The sequence below is a fragment of the Rhizobium sp. A22-96 genome (assembly GCF_053521805.1).
The window spans coordinates 225,021-244,374 of record NZ_JBNWDQ010000007.1; the positions used below are offsets into that span (position 1 = coordinate 225,021).

Annotated in this window: 18 protein-coding genes; 10 read left to right on the forward strand and 8 right to left on the reverse strand. The window is 57.9% G+C overall.

The genetic code is table 11. The features are described 5' to 3' along the window. Positions 1 to 10 precede the first annotated feature (10 nt). Together ku (ACQZ6F_RS28225) and ligD are read left to right on the forward strand one after the other, a co-directional pair. Positions 11 to 892, forward strand: a complete 882-nt coding sequence (gene ku, locus ACQZ6F_RS28225; protein ID WP_449095106.1) for a non-homologous end joining protein Ku — start codon at positions 11 to 13, stop codon at positions 890 to 892. Between the two features lie 2 nt (positions 893 to 894). Next, positions 895 to 3,447, forward strand: coding sequence for a DNA ligase D (gene ligD / locus ACQZ6F_RS28230; protein WP_449095105.1), 2,553 nt, complete (start codon positions 895 to 897; stop codon positions 3,445 to 3,447). Positions 3,448 to 3,485: 38 nt separating this feature from the next. On the opposite strand, the gene ku (ACQZ6F_RS28235) is transcribed toward ligD, so the two are convergent. From ku (ACQZ6F_RS28235) to ACQZ6F_RS28245, 3 genes are all read right to left on the reverse strand, one after another. Then, positions 3,486 to 4,292 carry a non-homologous end joining protein Ku gene (ku, locus tag ACQZ6F_RS28235; RefSeq protein ID WP_449095104.1) on the reverse strand — a complete coding sequence of 269 codons (807 nt, stop codon included), beginning with the start codon at positions 4,290 to 4,292 and terminating at the stop codon, positions 3,486 to 3,488. Between the two features lie 78 nt (positions 4,293 to 4,370). Next, positions 4,371 to 5,981 carry a DHA2 family efflux MFS transporter permease subunit gene (locus ACQZ6F_RS28240; protein ID WP_449095103.1) on the reverse strand — a complete coding sequence of 537 codons (1,611 nt, stop codon included), beginning with the start codon at positions 5,979 to 5,981 and terminating at the stop codon, positions 4,371 to 4,373. 1 nt (position 5,982) lies between these two features. Then, positions 5,983 to 7,125: an HlyD family secretion protein gene (locus ACQZ6F_RS28245; protein WP_449095102.1), complete on the reverse strand. Its 1,143-nt coding sequence runs from the start codon at positions 7,123 to 7,125 to the stop codon at positions 5,983 to 5,985. 286 nt (positions 7,126 to 7,411) lie between these two features. Between ACQZ6F_RS28245 and ACQZ6F_RS28250 the strand changes: the two genes are divergently transcribed. Then, the gene (locus ACQZ6F_RS28250) at positions 7,412 to 7,759 is read left to right on the forward strand and encodes a hypothetical protein (protein WP_449095101.1); all 348 of its coding nucleotides are present in this window, start codon (positions 7,412 to 7,414) and stop codon (positions 7,757 to 7,759) included. Between the two features lie 17 nt (positions 7,760 to 7,776). Here ACQZ6F_RS28250 and ACQZ6F_RS28255 read toward each other — a convergent pair whose 3' ends face one another. The 4 genes from ACQZ6F_RS28255 to ACQZ6F_RS28270 form a co-directional block, all read right to left on the reverse strand. After that, on the reverse strand, positions 7,777 to 7,923 hold the full coding sequence (locus ACQZ6F_RS28255; RefSeq protein ID WP_169055387.1) for a hypothetical protein: 147 nt from the start codon (positions 7,921 to 7,923) through the stop codon (positions 7,777 to 7,779). Then, a complete protein-coding gene (locus ACQZ6F_RS28260) occupies positions 7,911 to 9,068 on the reverse strand; it encodes a DNA topoisomerase IB (protein ID WP_449095100.1) in 1,158 nt (385 codons plus the stop codon). Before ACQZ6F_RS28260 ends, ACQZ6F_RS28255 begins: the two co-directional genes overlap by 13 nt. Positions 9,069 to 9,154: 86 nt before the next feature. Beyond that, on the reverse strand, positions 9,155 to 10,018 hold the full coding sequence (locus tag ACQZ6F_RS28265; RefSeq protein WP_449095099.1) for an alpha/beta fold hydrolase: 864 nt from the start codon (positions 10,016 to 10,018) through the stop codon (positions 9,155 to 9,157). Positions 10,019 to 10,068: 50 nt separating this feature from the next. Continuing rightward, complete coding sequence (locus tag ACQZ6F_RS28270) at positions 10,069 to 11,367, reverse strand: NRAMP family divalent metal transporter (RefSeq protein ID WP_449095300.1); 1,299 nt, start codon at positions 11,365 to 11,367, stop codon at positions 10,069 to 10,071. Between the two features lie 233 nt (positions 11,368 to 11,600). Here ACQZ6F_RS28270 and ACQZ6F_RS28275 point away from each other — a divergent pair, with 233 nt between their 5' ends. From ACQZ6F_RS28275 to ACQZ6F_RS28290, 4 genes are all read left to right on the forward strand, one after another. Beyond that, positions 11,601 to 11,813, forward strand: coding sequence for a hypothetical protein (locus ACQZ6F_RS28275; RefSeq protein ID WP_077472298.1), 213 nt, complete (start codon positions 11,601 to 11,603; stop codon positions 11,811 to 11,813). Positions 11,814 to 11,928: 115 nt separating this feature from the next. Further along, positions 11,929 to 12,138, forward strand: coding sequence for a DUF2934 domain-containing protein (locus ACQZ6F_RS28280; RefSeq protein WP_449095098.1), 210 nt, complete (start codon positions 11,929 to 11,931; stop codon positions 12,136 to 12,138). A 370-nt stretch (positions 12,139 to 12,508) separates the two neighbouring features. Beyond that, positions 12,509 to 13,429, forward strand: coding sequence for a hypothetical protein (locus tag ACQZ6F_RS28285; RefSeq protein ID WP_449095097.1), 921 nt, complete (start codon positions 12,509 to 12,511; stop codon positions 13,427 to 13,429). Between the two features lie 56 nt (positions 13,430 to 13,485). After that, the gene (locus ACQZ6F_RS28290) at positions 13,486 to 13,983 is read left to right on the forward strand and encodes a BON domain-containing protein (protein WP_449095096.1); all 498 of its coding nucleotides are present in this window, start codon (positions 13,486 to 13,488) and stop codon (positions 13,981 to 13,983) included. A gap of 45 nt (positions 13,984 to 14,028) precedes the next feature. On the opposite strand, the gene ACQZ6F_RS28295 is transcribed toward ACQZ6F_RS28290, so the two are convergent. Next, positions 14,029 to 15,168 carry an alpha/beta hydrolase gene (locus ACQZ6F_RS28295; protein WP_449095095.1) on the reverse strand — a complete coding sequence of 380 codons (1,140 nt, stop codon included), beginning with the start codon at positions 15,166 to 15,168 and terminating at the stop codon, positions 14,029 to 14,031. 644 nt (positions 15,169 to 15,812) lie between these two features. On the opposite strand from ACQZ6F_RS28295, the gene ACQZ6F_RS28300 reads away from it, so the two are divergent. The 3 genes from ACQZ6F_RS28300 (at position 15,813) to ACQZ6F_RS28310 (ending at position 19,335) form a co-directional block, all read left to right on the forward strand. Next, positions 15,813 to 16,307 carry an Lrp/AsnC family transcriptional regulator gene (locus tag ACQZ6F_RS28300; protein ID WP_068396503.1) on the forward strand — a complete coding sequence of 165 codons (495 nt, stop codon included), beginning with the start codon at positions 15,813 to 15,815 and terminating at the stop codon, positions 16,305 to 16,307. A gap of 121 nt (positions 16,308 to 16,428) precedes the next feature. Continuing rightward, positions 16,429 to 17,925 (forward strand): NAD-dependent succinate-semialdehyde dehydrogenase, encoded by a 1,497-nt coding sequence (locus ACQZ6F_RS28305; protein WP_449095094.1) that lies wholly within the window; start codon positions 16,429 to 16,431, stop codon positions 17,923 to 17,925. 30 nt (positions 17,926 to 17,955) lie between these two features. Further along, on the forward strand, positions 17,956 to 19,335 hold the full coding sequence (locus ACQZ6F_RS28310; RefSeq protein ID WP_449095093.1) for an aminotransferase: 1,380 nt from the start codon (positions 17,956 to 17,958) through the stop codon (positions 19,333 to 19,335). Positions 19,336 to 19,354: the final 19 nt, after the last annotated feature.

Sequence of the window (19,354 nt, forward strand, 5' to 3'; positions counted from 1 at the left end):
GAGTTGTCATATGGCCCCGCGCGCGCAATGGAAGGGATTTCTGAAATTTGGCGAGGTGAGCTGCGCGGTCGCCCTCTACACCGCCGTTTCGACGTCTGAGCGGATCTCCTTCCATACCCTCAACCGGGAAACCGGCAATCGCGTGAAGCGGGAGTTCGTCGACAGCGAGACAGGGAAACCAGTCGAGCGCGACGATCAGGTCAAGGGCTATCAGATCAACAAGGACGACTACATCATCCTTGAACCCGACGAGGTCGCCGCTGCCGTTCCGGAAAGCGACAAGATCTTGCACGTGACGGCGTTTCTTGCGTGCTCCGATATCGATGACGTTTATTTTGATCGGCCTTACTATCTCGCTCCTTCAGCCGCCGCCGGTGAAGAGGCCTTTGCGCTGATCCGCGAAGGCATGCGTAAGCAGAAGGTCGCCGCGATCGCCCGGACAGTTCTTTTCCGGCGCCTGCGGACGCTCATGATCCGCGCGCATGGAAAGGGCTTGATCGCCACGACCATGAACTTCGACTATGAGGTTCGCCCGGTGGACGAGGCCTTCGAAGATGTGCCGGATATCAAAATCAAGGGCGAGATGCTCGATCTCGCCAAGCACATCATTGCCACGAAGAAAGGCACATTCAACGCGAGCGCGTTCGACGATCGCTACGAGGCGGCGCTCACCGAGCTCGTCAAGGCCAAAGTCGAAGGCAAGCCGATCCCAGTACGCAAGCCCACCAAAGCGACCGATGTCACCGATCTCATGGCGGCTCTGCGAGAGAGTGCCGGCTTGCGCAATGGCGGCAAATCGAAACGGGCAGCGACGAAGTCGGGTTCTGCGCGTGGAAAGACAGCGAAATCGAACCCGCGGACGCCGTCACGGCGTGAGCGCAAGGCGAGTTGACAATGGCGCTAGAGGATTACAACCGTAAACGCGATTTCGGCAGAACAGCAGAGCCGAAGGGCCGGGCGGCCAGAAAGCGAAAGCCTGCCGGCAACAGCTTCGTCATTCAAAAGCATGCGGCGCGCCGGCTTCATTACGATTTTCGCCTTGAGATGGATGGCGTGTTGAAAAGCTGGGCCGTCACCAGGGGACCGAGCCTGGTCGTCGGCGAGAAGCGGCTCGCCGTACAAACGGAGGATCATCCTCTGGAATATGGCGACTTCGAAGGCACCATCCCGAAGGGCGAATATGGCGGAGGCACCGTCATCGTCTGGGATCGCGGTTCCTGGACGCCGCTCGGCGATCCCCATAAGGGTTACGCCAAGGGCCATCTCGAATTCGAGCTGCATGGAGAAAAACTGCGAGGTCATTGGCATCTGATCCGCATGGCCGGAAAGCCACGGGACAAGAGAGAAAACTGGCTGCTGATCAAAGGAGAGGACGATGCGGCCCGACCGGAAGGCGCGCCCGACATACTCGATGAGCGACCGGAATCGGCCAAAACGGGCAGAGAGATCGACGAGGTCAAGGGAGAAGAGCCATGCTGGTCCTCCAGGACGGGCAGGATCGATCGCAGGAAACCCAAGCCGAAGAATAAGCCCGAACCCACCCCCCCGGATGCGGCGCCCGCCCTCGCCGAACCGTCTACCGTGAAAGGTGCAAAAAAAGCGGCACTCCCGACCTTCGTCGAGCCTGCTTTGGCAACTCTGGTGTCAAAGCCGCCGCTCGGAGCACGCTGGCTTCATGAAATCAAATTCGATGGCTATCGGCTTGAGGTTCGCATCGAGGCCGGCCGCGTCAAGTTGCTGACCCGCAGCGGCCTCGACTGGACGGCAAAGTTCGGCAAGGACATTGTCGGCGCCTTCAAGGGCCTGCCCGTCGGAGCGGCCATCATCGATGGAGAGCTGGTAGTGGAGCAGGCAGCCGGCGCTTCGGATTTCTCCGCGTTGCAATCGGATCTCAGCGAGGGCCGCAGCGATCGCTTCGTCTTCTACGCGTTCGATCTCATCTATCTCGACGGCTATGATCTCCGGGCTTGCCCGCTGGTCCAGCGTAAGGAACTGCTGCAGCAGATCATACCCTCAGAGACGGGAATTTTGCGCTTCAGCAGCCATTTCGATGCGAATGGTGACCTGTTGTTGAAGCATGCCTGCCGGCTGAGCCTCGAAGGCATCGTTTCCAAGGTGGCGAGTGACCCTTATCGATCTGGGCGCGGAAAGACATGGGTCAAATCGAAATGCTCGTCGCGCCAGGAGTTCGTCATTGCCGGCTGGGTCGCCTCCAGCACCTCCAGAAAGGCTATCGGATCGCTTGTCCTTGGCGTCTACGACAACGGCAAGCTCGAGCATGTCGGTCGCGTCGGCACGGGTTTCAGCAATGTCGTTGCCGAGCAGCTCTTCAAAAAACTGAGCCGCCTGAAGGCCGAACAATGCCCCTTTGCGGTGACACTGACCGCCGAGGAAAGTCGAGGCGTCCGCTTCGTGCGGCCCGATTTGGTGGCAGAAGTCGAATTTCGCACCTGGACAGCCGACGGGCACTTGCGCCACGCCTCTTTCCGCGGTCTGCGCGAAGACAAGGATCCCTTGGAAATCGTGCGCGAGGTGCCGAAAGCTGCGGCGAAGGCACGGGCAACACCTGTCCGACCCAACGTGACCTTGACCCATGGCGACCGGCTCTATTGGCCGGACGAGGGTGTGACCAAGGCTGGGCTTGCCGACTATTATGCTGAAGTCTGGAGCCATATCGGGCCGTTCATCGTCGGTCGACCCTTGGCGCTGGTCCGTTGCCCGAACGGGATCAATGGCCAGCACTTCTTCCAGAAACACGCATGGAATGGCATGAACCGGAATATCGCTCTAGCCAAGGATCCTAAAGACGAAGAGCCCTATGTCAGCATCAACGGTCTCGATGGGCTGATCAGCCTGGTGCAGGCAGCGGTCCTTGAGATTCATCCATGGGGATCGATGATCGGCAATTGGGAGAAGCCGGACACCATCGTCATGGACCTCGATCCGGGGCCTGGTGTCGATTGGAGCGAGGTGATTGCTGCAGCGGAGGAAACGCGAGAGCGGCTGATACAGGCAGGGCTTACCCCCTTCGTCAAGACATCGGGCGGCAAGGGTCTGCACATTGTCTGCCCGCTCGTGCCGAAAGCTGAATGGCCGGAGATCAAAGCCTTTACGAAGGGTATCGCCGATGCGATGGCATCTGACAGCCCCGGACGTTACGTCTCGACCATCGCCAAATCGAAACGGAAGGGAAAGATCCTGATTGACTACCTTCGCAACCAGCGAGGCGCCACGGCGGTAGCGCCATATTCGACGCGCGCCCGTCCGAGTGCCGCGGTTTCCATGCCTCTGTCATGGGATGAGCTTAGCCCCGCCATCGGACCTGACTATTTCACCGTGCTCAACGCGCCGGCAAGGCTTGGCGCACTTCGTTCAGACCCATGGGCCGAATTCAAGACATCGGCCGTGCCGCTACGTGCCGAGAAAAGACGGAAGCGCAGCGTCTGAGGCCGGCCATTCTAACGTGATTAACGCAACCTCGACCCCTACCGTTTCTTTGCGCCGGCTTCCTGCGAAAGGCTCTTTCGAAGCGCGTCCATGATGCTGATGACATTGCCGGGCGCCGCCTCTCCATCGGCTCGAGCCTTTGCAGGGCGTTTGCGGCCCTTCTTTCTGGATGCGATGATGTCGAGCAGTTTTTGCTGCACGGGATCGGCAACCATGCCGGGATCCCACGGCTTGGTGCGTTCCACGATCAGTTTTCGCACCAGGCCCAGCAGCTTCGAATCCACTGATTTCGCCTCGATATCGCCGAAATAGTCCCCCTCGCCGCGCACTTCATCGCCAAATCGCAATGTCCATAATATGATACCCTTGTCTCGTGGTTCCAGCATGACCGCCCGCTCGCGACGGTACATGACCAGCCGCGAGACTCCGATCATTTGCGTGGCCGCCATGGCATCGCGGATGACACAATAGGCTTCCTCACCGACGGCATCATCCGGCGTCAGATAGTGCGGCGTGTCGAGCCAGATCCATTCGATACTGTCGCGCGGCACGAACATTTCGATATCGATCGTGCGCGTGCTCTCAAGCGCCACCGCATCGAGTTCGTCGTCTTCCAGCATGACATAATCGCCCTCGCCCCGCTCATATCCTTTGACCTCACCATCTTCGTCCACGGCTTTGCCGGTGACGTTGTCGATGTAGCGGCTGACGACACGGTTGCCGGTGGCCCTGTTAAGGGTGTGAAAGCGAACCTTTTCGTTTTCGCTCGTTGCCGGCGCCATCGCAACCGGGCAGGTCACGAGCGAGAGTTTCAGATAACCTTTCCAGAATGAACGGGGAGCCATGAGTTTCCTCCTATATCGGAAGTGAACGGGCTCACCTGGGCTTGGTTCCGCGATTGACACCGCAATCACGGACCCGGCTCAATGCACGCCTCCGCCGCCACCTTCCTTCAGATCGACATTGCTGAGGATCAGGGCGAGCGGAATGGCGCAAAGTACGATCAGCATCAACACATGGAAAACGTCGATATAGGCCAGAAAGCTCGCCTGGGTTTGCACCTGCTGGCCGATCCAAGCAGTTGCCTGTGCCTGCGCATCCGCCGTGGTCGCCCCCTTTTCTGCGAAATAGCGCGACATGGTTTGCAGCGTCTCATGATAGGCCGGCGAGGATGGCACGACATGCTCCACAAGGCGGCTTTGATGCCATTGCTGGCGGTGCGCCAGCACGTTGGATGCGATGCACACGCCGATCGATCCGCCGATGTTGCGGCCAGCATTGATCATGGCCGATGCCTGATTGGTCTGGTCTGGCCGCAGGCCATAATAGGAGGCAGAGGTGATCGGGATGAAAATCAACGGCAGGCCAAGTCCAATATAAAGGCGAGACCAGACAAAGAAGCCGAAGTTGAGGCCAGGATAGAGCGAGGTGAGCTGCCACATGGACACCGCGATGATCGCCGCACCGACCGCGATCATGTATTTCGGCTGGATCACAGAACTGAGACGCCCCGCGACGAACATCATGGCCATCGTGACGAGGCCGCCGGGTGACAGGGCGAGACCGGCCCAGGTGGCGGTATATCCGTAATTCTCCTGCACCACCTGCGGGATAAATTGCGTGGTGGCGATCAGGATGGCACCGGTTGCCATCATGACGATGAAGCAGGCCCCGAATTGCCGCGTGCCGAGCAGCCACCCGTCGATGATCGGATTGGCCTTGGTCAAGACCCAGGGGATGGCCAGAAGGAACGCCAGAACGCATATTACCGTCGTCGAGATGATGAAGCCGGAGCCAAACCAATCCTCGGTCTGCCCGCGATCGAGGGTGAGTTCGAGCGAGCCTAGAAAGGTGGCAACCAGCAGGAAGCCGACGAGATCAAAACGGATACCGCTATTGCGAAACTCCTGGCGCTTCCGTTCAATTTCCGGCGTCTCCTTCAATAGGGCATAGACGAGCGCGAAAGCAAAAATGCCGACGGGACCGTTGATGAGGAAGCACCAGTGCCAGGAGAAATTATCCGATAGATAACCGCCCAGCGTCGGTCCCACAACTGGCGCGACCACGACGGCGACACCGAAGAGTGCGAAGGCCTGTCCTCGCTTTGCCGGCGGAAAGGCATCGGCGAGGATCGCCTGCGAGGTCGGGATCATGCCGCCGCCGGCGAACCCCTGGATGACCCGGAACAGCAGCAATGTCTGCAGATTCCAGGAAAGGCCGCACAGAACCGAGGCGATCGTGAATGTGGCGAGACACAGGAGATAGAACCGCCGCCGCCCGAAACGTTCCGAAAGATAGCTGCTGGCGACAAGCACGATGGCGTTGGACACCAAATAGGTCGTCACCACCCACGACGCCTCGTCGGAGCTGACGGCAAGGCCGCCTGAGATATAGCGAAGCGCGACATTGGCAATCGTGGTGTCCAGCACCTCCATGAACGTCGCCAGCGACACGACCATCGCGATCAGCCAGGGATTGATGGCGCGGGGGGATGATGAGGAGGCGGCTCCGTCTGCTGTGCTTGCCCCGCTCATCCTAAGTCCTCGGGCGAACCGTTACCGTCGGGACCACAGACATGCCGGGACCAATGGCCACGTCCGCCGGCCATTGGTCGACGGTGATCTTGACGGGCACGCGCTGGGTAACCTTCACATAGTTGCCGGTAGCGTTTTCAGCAGGAAGCAGCGAGAAGGCAGTGCCGGATCCGGGCTGGACGGAGGCGACCGTGCCGTGCATCGTGTGATCGGGATAAGCGTCGAGCGTGACATCGACGGGCTGGCCCGGCCTCATATCCGTCAACTGCGTCTCCTTGAAGTTTGCCGTGATCCAGATCTCGTCGGGCACGAACATCGAGATCGCCTGACCGGCATCGATATATTGTCCCTTGGCCCCCGTGAGGCGAACGACACGACCCGGTTGGGCTGCGGTAATTGTCGTGTAGCTCAGGTTCTGCTCGGCCTCCTCGGCTTGCGCCTGCGCTTGCTTGAGGCTCGCGAGCGCACTGGATTTCTGTGCCTCGGAGACGACTTTGTTTTTCAGCGCCGAAGTGACGTTCGCCTGCATCTGTGCAAGGCTCGACTGGTCCTGCTGAAGCGTTGCCGTTGCCTGCTGCACGGACTGGACGCTGCCGGATCCGGTCTTGCTCAGTTGCTGCTGGCGAGTGGCTTCCTGCTGCGCATATTGAAGGGCGGCTTCCGCAGAATTCTGCTGCGCCTTCGCAACGTCGACAGAGGCGTTTGAAGCCTCGATTTGCGCGCTTGCGCTGTCAACAGAGGCCTTGGCGACCTCCACCTGCCCGTTCGCTTGGTCAAGAGCGATCTGATAATCGCGCGGGGCGATCTTCAGGATAACGTCACCGGCCTGGACATGCTGGTTATCGGTGACCGGAACATCGGCGACATAGCCTGAAACCTTGGAGGCAACCGAGAAGCTGCGCGCATCGACGAAGGCATCATCGGTCGATTCATAGGGGTAAAAATAGATCTTCCAGGCGAACCATGACGCAACAATCAAGACTGCAACCACGACAATGCCGAGCACGATCCAGAAAGGGTGACGACGGATGAATGATGGTTGTTTCGCTTGTGAGGCGGTCGGTTGGCGATCCGCTTCGCCGGCGGCCTTTCGCATCGGTCTGTCCTGCGGCATGTCCATCGTAGTCGATTGATTGTCAGCCATGATATGACCTGTCTTCTGGGGTTCGCTTGCGAGCGACGGATCAGTGCTGAAGGAAACTTTGGCCGTGCGCGCTGAATTGCGCGTGCTCATATTCAGACGAAGGGCCTGCGCGGCAAAAAGTAAGTCTCTCGAGCATTGGGGGGAGGCTCGCAATGGTTTCGGGCTAATCCCAAGACGAACTGATCGCGGTTCAATTTGTTCCATCCCCGCCGTGGTCTTCTCCTTTGGGAACCCTCACCCCTGCCCTTCGTTATGTCTGGAAGACCATACGAATGGAGGAAGTATCATGAGCAACGAAAGCAAGATCGGCTCCTATGCACTCACTGCATTTTTCGACGATGAATATGATGCGGAAGCTGCAGTGCAAGCGCTTATAGATGCCGGCATACCCAGAGACGCCGTCACCATGACACCAGGCAACCGCCCGAATGCCGACCCTGTCGACCATCTCGGTTTTCTGGATGCCCTCACGGGAATATTCTTTCACGAAGAACAACGAGCCGCGTATGCAGCCGCGCTCGAGCGCGGCGGGACGCTGGTCACTGTGCAGGAAATGAACGAGACACAACATTACATCGCGTTGCCTATCCTGGCTGAGAAAGGCCAGATCGACCTCAATGAGCGCGAGCGTTAAGCCTTAGACCCTTGAGGTCAAGGTTTCGGCTCCGGTTGTTCGATAGGGCCATGCGTGACGGCACCAGGGTCTCGGCCGTCGGTCGAGCTAAACGGCTTGATGACGAGAATGGCCAGGACGGAGGCGACCAGCACGCCGAAAATGATGAGCATCATGGTGCGCATGGGCTTCCTGCCTGGGGCGATCTGCAGACGACAAGATCGTTGGCGTGACCCACGAAATCGCCTGCTTGGCCGGAGGTTGCTTCAGCCCGCCTCTTGAGCCAGCGCCGGACGCGAATCTCTTCCAGGTCCATCCATTGAAGCAAGCGCTCGCTGTCTGTCCGAATCTTCAAGAGCGCGCGCAGATTCCCGCGCTTAAAGTCGTCGAAGACCGCTGGATGGATATAGGAGGATCTGCAGACGGAGCGCGTGTTGACTAGCCTTGATGCGACGATATCAATCGCCTCGTTGATCTGGCGCGCAATGGCTCGTTCCGATGATTCGACCTCCAACGGCGCGAGAAGCACCGCCGCCATGCAGGTAGCGCCCCAGGTTCTGAATTGACGAGAGGTGAACTCACCTCCGGAGGCTTCCCGGATATAGGCGTTCACATCCTGCGAGGAAATTTGCCGGAAACTACCTTCTTCGCTGACATATTGGAAAAGCTGCTGTCCGGGCAGCTCCTGCAACTGCCGCACGACATTGGCAATTCGACGATCGGTATGGACGAGATTCCATTCCTTGCCGGACTTCCCTTTGAAGCGAAATCTGACACGTCCTCCCTCAACATGGACATGACGATTTCTAAGGGTGGTGAGGCCATAGGATCTATTTGCTTCCGCATATGCTGCGTTGCCGACGCGAATGTAGAGATTGTCCAACATCCAGACCAATGTCGCCAAGGCCTTGTTCATGGTCAGGCCGCGAGAACGCAGATCGGCGTCAACCCTCTCCCGGATATCGGGAAGACGATCAGCGAACGCAACGAGTTGGTCGAATTTGGCTCGACCACGCTCTGAATGCCAATCCGCATGGTAGCGGTATTGCTTGCGACCGCGGGCATCTGTTCCGATCGCCTGCAGGTGAGAGCGAGGATTTTCCGAGATCACGACATCCACATAGGCCGGAGGAATGGCCAATGCGTTCAGACGGGCGATTTCTCTGATGCTGGTGATCCGGCGCCCGTCCGGCATATAATAGCGAAACCCATTCGCTCCCTGCCTCCGACTGATGCCATTTTCCAGATCGGAGATATAAATGAGTCCAGAGGAAAGTGCCGCTTCGGCCGCGGGGATCGCAATATCAACGGTGGAGATCATCTGGTCCATGCTCTCCATAACTCCGGTAAGCCTCGCGAGTTCCCTGGAGCTATTCGAGCCGAGCCACTCGATACCAGGCGAACCGATGTCAATGCTCAGCGCTCTCGAAAGAAATGCAGCAGCGCGTTCGAAAGAGCGGTCGGATTCTCCTCCGCAACATGGTGGCCGCTGTCGATAGCGTGGCCGCGAACATTGTTGGCCCATGAGTGCCATATCGCCAGAGGGTCGCCGAAATGCACCGCCAGATCGTCGCGGCTCGACCATAGACAGAGCAAGGGACAGGCAATCTTTCTTCCAGCCGCCCGGTCTTCCAGTTCGTGCTCCCGATCCACGGTAAGTCCGGCCCGATAATCCTCGATCATGCCGTGAACAACAGCGGGATCATGGATCACAGCGAGAAGATCGGCATAGGCATCGTGCCCCATCATGTCTGGAACAATCTTGTCGTACCATGCCAGCGGTTTGGCATTGATCGCTCGCTCGGGCTTTTCCGGCTGCGCGAAGAAGAACCAGTGATACCAATCGCGCGCAAACTGCCAGTCCATTCTGTCGAGATGTTCGATGATGGGAATGCTGTCGATAACGGCGACCTTCTCGATGATGTCGGGAAAATCCATCGCCAGCCGAAAGGCCACGTAGCTGCCGCGGTCATGTCCGGCCACCGCAAACTTGTCATGCCCGAGCGCCTTCATGAGATTGCGACAATCGCCCGCCTTGGCGCGCTTTGACGAACCATTGTTGTCTTTTTCGTCCGCAGGCTGAAACGACTTGCCAAAGCCTCTTAGATCGGGACAGATCACGGTGAAGTGCGGCGAAAGCAGATCGGCCACGCTGCCCCATGTCATGTGCGTGCGAGGATGCCCATGGAGTAACAGCAGCGGCGGTCCCGAGCCTCCATATCGAACACGCAAGGTCCCCGCCCCCACATCGATCATGGCAAGCTCAAAGCCGTCGAACATGTCTGCCTCTCTGACTTGACGAGTTTAATGGGGCCTGGCAACGGCCGCTTTCAGAAAAAAGCCGTCACTGCCATACCGACAACTGCCAAGAACATGGCGAGACATGACGCCCAACCCAAAACCCTCAAGCCTCTGCCGATGACAAATTGCTTCATGACCTTTTGATTGGACGCGATCAGCATCAGAATGACCATGACGGGAACAGCGACCACTCCGTTGATCACGGCACTCCAGAACAGCGCTTTCATCGGCGGGATAGGGGTAAAATTCAGCAGCATACCAATGACAGTCGCCAGCCCGACGGTGGTATAGAACGCCTTTGCCTCGCTCGGCTCACGCGACAGCCCCACTTTCCAGCGCGCGGCTTCGCCGACGGCATATGCCGCCGATCCAGCAAGAACTGGCACGGCCAGAAGACCGGTTCCTATAATGCCAGTCGCGAAGATAATTTTAGCGAAATGGCCGGCAAGCGGCTCGATGGCTTTCGCCGCATCGATGGAACTCTCTATATTCGTCTTGCCCGCCTTGTTGAGCGTGGCGGCCGTCGTCGTGATGATAGCCAGTGCTACGACATTGGATGCGGCCATTCCGATCAGCGTATCCAGAGTAATTCGAGTGTTCGCCTTCTTCGCCTCTTGAGGGTGCTCGGTCAGCGCCTCCTCTTTTGGCTTTTCCTTCAGATCCTCTGCCTCCTGCGAGGCCTGCCAGAAAAACAGATAGGGGCTGATGGTCGTCCCGAAAATCGCGACGATCATTGACCAATAACTTGGATCCATCTTGAATGTCGGCAGCACCAGTCCGCGCCCAAAGCTCGACCAGTCGACATGCACGACGAACAGCGTCGCAATGTAGGACAGCAATGCCAGGCTCAACCACTTCAAAACCGCGACGTAACGCTTGTATTTAAGTAGCACCTGCAGAAGGACACATATGACGCCGAAAGCGGCGACATAGAAGAGCGCATAGCCATTCACCAACAGCTTCGCCGCGTCGCCCATCGCCCCGAGGTCAGCGCCAAGATTGATGATAATGGCAATCAGAAGCGGGACGGTGATAGCCATGCCGACCCAGCCCGGATAGCATTTCGCCATGCTGCCGGCCAATCCCCGCCCCGTGGTCCTGCCGATGCGGGCACTGATGATCTGGATCGCCACCATCAGTGGATAGGTGAAGATCAGGGTCCAGCTAGCCGTGTAGCCGAACTGCGCTCCGGCTTGTGAATATGTCGCTATTCCGCTCGGATCGTCGTCCGAGGCACCAGTCACCAAACCTGGCCCGAGAATTTCCAGAATTCTCGGCTTTGAAGACTCCACCACAGCACTTTTGTCGTCCATTTGATAACCGCTCATGGCTGCCTCCCAGCAGAAGCCGGGACTGGACGATTTGTCGGTCGCGGTGCCAGTGAAGTGTGCGACATGGCTGTTTGTTCCAGAAAGCCTAGGGCAGCTAAAAAGAATGCAACTGCAGGAACTTGGACGCCGACCTGGATGGTATTCCAAATGCCTGCAGTTGTATTTTGATCAGGAGGGAACTTTCAGCCGCCCCATCGATTTGTATGGTCACAACAAAGGAGATTCCGGGGATGGAAACACAACAGGCTTTGCGACGCCGACCGACAAGGGGAGCGCCCTACTCACTGGCGGAATTCCAGAAGAAGTACGGCCTCGATGACGATATCGCCGAAAACCTCTTCGTCCGGTTCGGACCTTCGGCGATCGAACTCGATTTGCTCATGAAGGCAAAACGTCGCGCACCCTCTTTCCATGAGCTGACGAAAGATATGCCGCATCGATAAAGGACGGCAAGACACGCCCTCCCCAGTCATACGTCAGAATTCATGGCCTTAAAAAATGCCCGTCCTCGGACTTGGCAGGATCGAATCCGTATCCGGACAACAAGGAGCAAATTCAATGGACAACAGCGAAGAAAGTCGCCGCGAACGAGCCTATCGGATCTGGGAGGAAGAGGGACGGCCAGAAGGGCGTCACCTTGATCACTGGCAGCGAGCCGAAGATCAGCATGAAGAAACTGAAAAGGAGGCCGATGAAGCCTTGGCGATTGAAGCGAAGGCCAAAAAGGACCGCACTGGCAATAAAAGCAAAGACAACGGAAATCCGTAGGTTCTCCAGGAATGGTCTTTGCAGCGGACCGGATCAGCTGCACGGCTGCCTTGCCTCCGGTGTCACACGCGTCTCCGTAACTCGTGTCTTACCTTATCGCGACCTCGTGCTCTGATCCGCCGCGGGCCGGCAGACAGTGATGCATGCGGTGATCGCAACTCGAAAGCCGGCAAGACGACGGCGGCAATTCGAAACGGTCAATTGTTTCCTAGAAGGGAACAAGCAGTTGCCGTCCGCGTTGCTGACATGAAGAAAATCAAAATCTTTAGAGGAGTTTACAGTCATGGGTCGCGGCATTCTTCTTTGGCTACTGGGTATTCCACTCCCCATCGTCATCCTCCTCGTTATCTTCATGCGATAGGAGACGAGCATGTCAATTTCAGACGCGCCGGGTGCAATCCCCGTCGAATCCTCACAATCGGCACTGACATGGGGCCCGATCATCGGCGGCGCCGTCGCTGCGACAGGCATCAGCCTCATTCTGCTCTTGCTTGGTAGTGGCGTGGGGCTGACCATGGTCTCTCCCTGGCAGGGTCAAAGCGCATCGGTTGGCTCGTTAGCGATCTCGTCCGCAATATGGCTCGTGATCGTGCAGTGGCTTTCATCCGCACTCGGAGGTTATCTCACTGGTCGACTTCGAACAAAATGGGCTGCGGTTCACACTGACGAGGTATTCTTCCGGGACACCGCTCACGGGTTCGTCAGTTGGGCTCTGGCTACCCTGTTTGTCGCTGGCTTTCTTGCCTTGTCATTGACGTCGCTCGCCGCCACCGGCAGTAGCGCAATCGGTACTGCAGCATCAACGGCCGTCACCGCCACGTCTTCTGCGTATTCGAATGCAAATCCTTCGGTATCCTATTTTACCGACGCATTGCTGCGCCCCGACAAAAACCCGCAACGCGCCACGAGCAATGATAATGCCGCAATTGCCGAGGTCTCAGGCATATTGCTGAACGGTGCCGTCCAGGGACAGATTCCCGACGACGACAAGACCTACCTTGCCACGATCGTTGCCGCCCGAACCGGGTTGTCGACTGACGATGCCAAGGCGCGTGTAGACACAGTCTTGAAGCGTATCGACGACGCCAAGGTCGCTGCCCAGAAAGTGGCTGATGATGCTCGCAAATCAGCGGCCACAACCGCATTGCTTGGCGCTCTGTCACTCCTCATCGGCGCATTCATTGCCTCGGCTGCAGCCGCGCTTGGGGGATCTCAACGCGATGAGGAGGAAGACCTGATCGGGACTGGTAACCTGACTTCCCCAACCTCGCGCCGGTCCGTGACCGGATGATCTAGCGGGTCAGACGGTGCGTGCATCCTCTGGCCTTCCTCAAGAAGGAGATCGATATGAAAGAACCCAATAAACGGAAGCCGTTGTCGCGAGAAGAAGATTATCGAGACTACGAGGAGCGTGATGAGCGCGAAGGATGGCCATATTCGGATGAAGACGCCAAGTCCTCGTCCAACCCCGAGAACACGGCATATGGTGACACCGCTGCAAACTTCGACGAAGAGCCTAGCTCCGGTTTCATCATCGACGCGGCAGACGCGACAGGTTCCGAAGAAGACACAGCCCACACTCTCGGGCCCCTTTCAGCAGACAGAATAGATAGCGATCAACTGGAAGCCGAAATAACCGAGCGTCTTGCCGGGGACAATGATATCGATGCCGACGGTATCGACCTCAGGGCCGAGAATGGCATCGTCACCTTGGAGGGCAGCGTCGACACAGCTCGGGTTGCTCGAAATGTTGAAACGCTTGTCCGATCGGTGGCAGGTGTTATCGAGGTTCGCAACAATTTGCGTACAATGGGTGTCGATTCCCATATTCCGCCCGACGCATAACGGCGGCTCGCTTCCGCAGCTCCTATAGAGAAGCCGCGGAGTGCCCTATTGCGGACTGACGACTTTACTGACCAATCGAAAGGGACTGGCGATCGTAGCTCCCGCTGCGTCGAAAATGAAAGCCCCGACCTGCGCCGGCGATCGGTTCGCTTTTGCACCGTCCAGCGATGCCAGTTGTGGATACAGCTTGGCTAGGCTCACAAAGCGATCATGACCAAGGCCGTCCGTCCCCTTGACCGAGGTAATGTCAACGACCTTGATCCCGTATTCAACTGCAGTCTCCCTGATTAGGGGGTCATCGATATCAAAGCGGCCTACTCTTGGATGATCGGCGTCAAGAAAACTGGAAGCGGCAAGCGCGCGATCGTCTTTGGAAACCAGCAGGGTGAGCGGTATCTTCATTTTCCCAATCACGTCCATCTGCTTTCGAAAAACATCGGCGTCGATGTCCGGCGCGGCGAGCACGATGCTCAGCCGCGACAAGACGTCATCCCGTCCCTCGAGTTTGAGTTGCCGTGCCGTCTCCATGATCAAAAAGCCACCCATACTGTGCCCAAACAGGATGAGGTCGCCGTTCGCCTGATCAGCTGAGAGAGAGATCAGAAGCGAGGCGAGATAATCTCGGGAATAGAGCACGGATTCGCGATCGGCAATGTAGCCCGTGAGGGCACCTTGAGATGGCCAGGCGAATAGAACGGGAACGGCGTCAATGTTCGCGTCGGTCGCCATCTGCGCCAGCCTGAAAAGCGATTCTTGAAACGTATAGTTATATCCATGCACAAATATGCCGACAGGCCGTCGCTTTCCCTGTTGAACGACCACATCCTTGTTAAAGGCAGGCGCCGTCAGCGTGCTTTGAGATGTGACAACGAAGTCGGTTTTTGCATTCGGTTTGCCTTTCGGCCACTCGATTGTCGAAGCCTTGTGGTCCGGCGGGATCGATATCGTATATTTCGCGTAGTTCAGATCCTCCGCCCGTCCCGTCGAAAATCCGTTATCGTTTTTCTTGTCCTTTGCCCGGGTCGTCGCCGTGTAGATCATAACCTCTTTCGTCCTCACATCCTTTGTCGAGACGACCTTGAGAACATCCGGCCCGGGGCGTCCGGCACATGCATTGAAGGCGAGAAGGATGCCAGCCAGCGCGAGGAAACGCGGAAAGCGATGGAAAGATGCGAGAAGCGGCATTCTGCTGGGATCCAGTACGCTGTATTTTTGCAGGCTGTTCGATGTGGCCGCCGCGGACCTGCTCGCAGGAGAGCGCTATCCTACCAGAATTGAGTGCTACTGGTTATCCTGACATCACACTATAAGCAACAGCCAAAGCCTTCAATGCCGGCCCCCAAAAGAGCTCTTAACGTGACGGCGCACATGCCGCCTTCCGGCGCTTGCCGGCAAATGACGCGCCGCTGTGAACTCCGAATAGGCATCGTTGTAAATCATGATGCCGTCCTCACCCCACAGGGTGACAATGGGCACAGGCGATTGGAGCAGCGTCGAGATCGTTGTCTTCAGGCTTCGCGGCCAATGTTCCGGCTTACCCAGCGACGTCGAAGATCAATCGAAGGCGCCAATCAATCTAGCCAGCTCACCATCGTGGGCCAGGAAACGGAACGCAGCGTCCGTCATCTATCTGTGGCTTCCGCTCAGCTTTCGTTGGAAATTTGTAGCCCCAAACATCCAATCAAGGTCGACGCGGCCGCAGACATGCTCCTGAAAGCGGACAAGATGGTATCTTTAAATCATGCTCATGAGCGCCAGCATGCTTGTCAGTCTCACCTTCAGATGCCATTGGTCTTGAGATCTGAAGTGGTGCAAGCAATCTTTTGAACATGAAACTTGACGCGATCGACCTGCGTATACTGGACGCCATTCAACGTGATGGCCGCATCACCAAACTTGCACTGGCGGACAAGGTGGGACTGTCACCGACACCATGCTGGCTGCGCCTGCGCAAGCTGGAAAAAGCAGGAATCATCACCGGTTATCATGCGAAGCTGTCCCTACGCCGGCTGGCGTCCGTCGCCAGCGTCATGGTGGAAGTCACCCTGACCAATCATCGACAGGCCGACTTCGAGCGCTTCGAGCGGGCGATTGCGTCCATCCCGGAAATCGTCGCCTGCTGGGCTGTCGGGGGCGGCGTGGATTATATCCTGAAGATTACAACGTCGAATATCGACGCTTATCAACGCCTAATCGACAATCTGCTTGATCGCGATCTCGGCATCGAGCGTTACTTCACCTACATCGTCACCAAAACCGTGAAGGAAGAAATCGTTCTTCCGGTGGGGGATCTTCTTTCCGGCGAACTTCCTGACGGGGAATAGAGAAACTCTCTACAGTCTTTTTCTTCTTTAGCTTTTTTCTCCTTTCAGACCATGACCAATAGACAATGTCTCGCGAGTATCCGTGAGAGCATCGTGTCATCTGGAAAGAGAGACCTTGCCGATGACCGCGCTCCACGCCCGTGCCAGTTATCATGAAGCCCTGTCGAGACTGAACGACCGGCATTTGTTGAGAAACCTCTCCTATGTCGGCGGCTGTTGGATCGCAGGCAAGGCTGGCAAGAATTTCGAGGTCACGGATCCCGCATCCACAGCAACGCTTGGCTGGGTTACCAGCCTCGACCAAAGAGAAGCCTACGAGGCCATTGACACAGCGGCTGCAGCTCTTGCCGCATGGCGTTTACTTCTGCCTCAGCAGCGCTCATCCATCCTGCGCAAATGGCACGAATTGATAATCGAGGCACGCGAAGATCTGGCGCTGATCATGACGTTGGAACAGGGCAAGCCGCTCAACGAATCCCGCGGCGAGATCGATTATGCAGCGGGGTTCGTTGAGTGGTATGCCGAGGAAGCCAAGCGCATCAATGCAGAGGGTGTCACGAGCCATCTGCCGGGCGCTGAAATGATCGTCCGCCGGGAAGCGCTTGGCGTTGTCGGCATCGTTACACCCTGGAACTTTCCGACCGCCATGATCACTCGCAAGGCAGCTGCGGCGCTTGCCGCCGGCTGCACCGTTGTTGCCCATCCCTCGTCCGAAACACCACTGTCGGCGCTGGCGCTGGCCGAACTTGTCGAACGCGCCGGCCTCCCCGGGGGCGTCTTCAACGTGCTTACGGGCGATGCGGCAACCATCGTCGGTGCCTTTTGCGATGATCAGCGAGTGAGGGCATTGAGCTTCACCGGCTCGACCGACATCGGCAGGCTCATCGCCGGTCAATGCGCCGCGACCATGAAGCGCCTCATTATGGAGCTGGGCGGTCATGCGCCTTTGGTCATTTTCGACGATGCAGATCTCGATCGCGCTGTCGACATCGCTGTTAACGCCAAGTTCGCAACCTCCGGCCAGGATTGCCTCGCCGCCAACCGCATCTTCGTTCAGCGTCCGATCATGGAAGCCTTTGTCGCCGCATTCAGCCAGCGCATCCAAGCGTTGAAGGTCGGCAATGGACTGACCGATGCTGTCGATATCGGCCCGCTCATGCACGAGCGAGCTATTGCGAAAGTCGAAGAACAGGTCGCCGACGCCCTGAAGCATGGCGCAAGGCTTGTCGTTGGTGGGAAACGCCACTCGGCTGGGGCCCTCTTCTTCCAGCCGACCTTGCTCGTCGATCCCTCCACGGACGCTCTCATCATGCATGAGGAGACATTCGGACCCGTTGCGGCTGTGACCGCCTTTGACACGGAGGAGGAGGTCGTCGCTCGCGCCAACGACACGGAATATGGTCTTGTCGCTTATGTGGTCACGAGCAACGGCGCGCGGCAGATGCGGCTCGGGCGGGCGCTGGAATACGGCATGGTGGCTGTGAACCGCGTGAAGATCACCGGTGGTCCGATCCCCTTTGGTGGTTGGAAACAATCTGGCCTCGGCCGGGAAGGTTCACGCCACGGCATCGAGGCCTTCACCGAGCTCAAATATATCTGCGTCGACACCACAGCCTGACGCTCCTGATACGGAAAAAGGAACCAAACCATGCTAGACAAGCGCAACGACCTGAACGCCTGGGACCGGGATCATTTCTTCCATCCCTCGACCCATATGGGAATGCATGCGCGCGGCGAAACCCCGACCCGCGTTATCACCGGTGCCGATGGCGTTTACATCACCGATACCAACGGCAAGACGAGCCTCGACGCCTTTGCCGGCCTCTATTGCGTCAATGTCGGCTATGGTCGCCAGAAAATCGCCGACGCAATCGCCGAGCAGGCCAAGAACCTTGCCTATTATCACGCCTATGTCGGCCATGGCACGGAGGCATCGATCACGCTTTCCAAGATGATCATCGACCGTGCGCCCGAAGGCATGAGCCGCGTCTATTTCGGTCTCTCCGGCTCCGATGCCAACGAGACCAACATCAAGCTGATCTGGTACTACAACAACATTCTCGGTCGCCCGGAAAAGAAGAAGATCATCTCGCGCTGGCGCGGCTACCATGGCTCGGGCGTCATGACGGGCAGCCTCACCGGTCTTGAACTCTTCCACAAGGCCTTCGACCTGCCGCGGGCGCCCATTCTTCATACCGAAGCTCCTTATTTCTTCCGCCGCGAGGACCGGTCAATGAGCGAAGAACAGTTCGCGCAACATTGCGCCGACAGGCTGGAAGAACTGATCCTTGCCGAAGGCCCTGAGACGGTAGCGGCCTTCATCGGCGAACCGATCCTCGGCACCGGCGGCATCGTTCCACCGCCGAAAACCTATTGGCAGAAGTTCCAGGCCGTTCTCGACAAATACGATGTTTTGCTCGTCGCCGACGAAGTCGTCACGGGCTTCGGTCGTCTCGGGACCATGTTCGGCTCCGATCATTACGGCATGAAGCCGGCCCTGATCACCATCGCCAAGGGCCTGACCTCGGCCTATGCGCCACTTTCGGGCAGCATCGTTTCCGACAAGATGTGGGAGGTTCTCGTCAAGGGATCCGACCAGATGGGCGCCATTGGCCATGGCTGGACCTACTCGGCACATCCTATTTGCGCTGCCGCCGGCATCGCCAATCTCGAATTGGTTGACGAACTTGGCCTCGTCGAAAACTCGGGTTCAACGGGTGCCTACTTCCGTTCCGAACTTGCCAAGGCGGTCGGCAGTCACAAACATGTCGGAGAGGTCCGCGGCGATGGGTTGATGGCAGCCGTCGAGTTTGTGGAAGACAAGGACGATCGCAAGTTCTTTGACCCCGCGCGGAAGATCGGTCCGCAAGTAGCAGCAGCATTGCTCGAGCGTGGCGTCATCGGCCGCGCCATGCCGCAGGGCGATATTCTCGGCTTTGCTCCGCCACTTTGCCTGACGCGGGACGAAGCCGACACCATCGTCAAGGCGGCGGCCGGTGCGATCGAAAGCGTGCTCTCAAACCGCTGAGGCGGTCCCCGACGGAGAC

Bases quoted from the DNA above. Each gene is read 5' to 3' on its own strand.
- ACQZ6F_RS28285 (WP_449095097.1), top strand. From the start codon at position 12,509: ATGTCAATTTCAGACGCGCCGGGTGCAATCCCCGTCGAATCCTCACAA.
- ACQZ6F_RS28265 (WP_449095099.1), bottom strand. From the start codon at position 10,018: ATGTTCGACGGCTTTGAGCTTGCCATGATCGATGTGGGGGCGGGGACC.
- ligD (WP_449095105.1), top strand. From the start codon at position 895: ATGGCGCTAGAGGATTACAACCGTAAACGCGATTTCGGCAGAACAGCA.
- ACQZ6F_RS28295 (WP_449095095.1), bottom strand. From the start codon at position 15,168: ATGCCGCTTCTCGCATCTTTCCATCGCTTTCCGCGTTTCCTCGCGCTG.
- ku (WP_449095106.1), top strand. From the start codon at position 11: ATGGCCCCGCGCGCGCAATGGAAGGGATTTCTGAAATTTGGCGAGGTG.
- ACQZ6F_RS28300 (WP_068396503.1), top strand. From the start codon at position 15,813: ATGAAACTTGACGCGATCGACCTGCGTATACTGGACGCCATTCAACGT.
- ku (WP_449095104.1), bottom strand. From the start codon at position 4,292: ATGGCTCCCCGTTCATTCTGGAAAGGTTATCTGAAACTCTCGCTCGTG.
- ACQZ6F_RS28275 (WP_077472298.1), top strand. From the start codon at position 11,601: ATGGAAACACAACAGGCTTTGCGACGCCGACCGACAAGGGGAGCGCCC.
- ACQZ6F_RS28240 (WP_449095103.1), bottom strand. From the start codon at position 5,981: ATGAGCGGGGCAAGCACAGCAGACGGAGCCGCCTCCTCATCATCCCCC.
- ACQZ6F_RS28245 (WP_449095102.1), bottom strand. From the start codon at position 7,125: ATGGCTGACAATCAATCGACTACGATGGACATGCCGCAGGACAGACCG.
- ACQZ6F_RS28255 (WP_169055387.1), bottom strand. From the start codon at position 7,923: ATGCGCACCATGATGCTCATCATTTTCGGCGTGCTGGTCGCCTCCGTC.
- ACQZ6F_RS28250 (WP_449095101.1), top strand. From the start codon at position 7,412: ATGAGCAACGAAAGCAAGATCGGCTCCTATGCACTCACTGCATTTTTC.
- ACQZ6F_RS28280 (WP_449095098.1), top strand. From the start codon at position 11,929: ATGGACAACAGCGAAGAAAGTCGCCGCGAACGAGCCTATCGGATCTGG.
- ACQZ6F_RS28290 (WP_449095096.1), top strand. From the start codon at position 13,486: ATGAAAGAACCCAATAAACGGAAGCCGTTGTCGCGAGAAGAAGATTAT.
- ACQZ6F_RS28270 (WP_449095300.1), bottom strand. From the start codon at position 11,367: ATGAGCGGTTATCAAATGGACGACAAAAGTGCTGTGGTGGAGTCTTCA.
- ACQZ6F_RS28310 (WP_449095093.1), top strand. From the start codon at position 17,956: ATGCTAGACAAGCGCAACGACCTGAACGCCTGGGACCGGGATCATTTC.
- ACQZ6F_RS28260 (WP_449095100.1), bottom strand. From the start codon at position 9,068: ATGGACCAGATGATCTCCACCGTTGATATTGCGATCCCCGCGGCCGAA.
- ACQZ6F_RS28305 (WP_449095094.1), top strand. From the start codon at position 16,429: ATGACCGCGCTCCACGCCCGTGCCAGTTATCATGAAGCCCTGTCGAGA.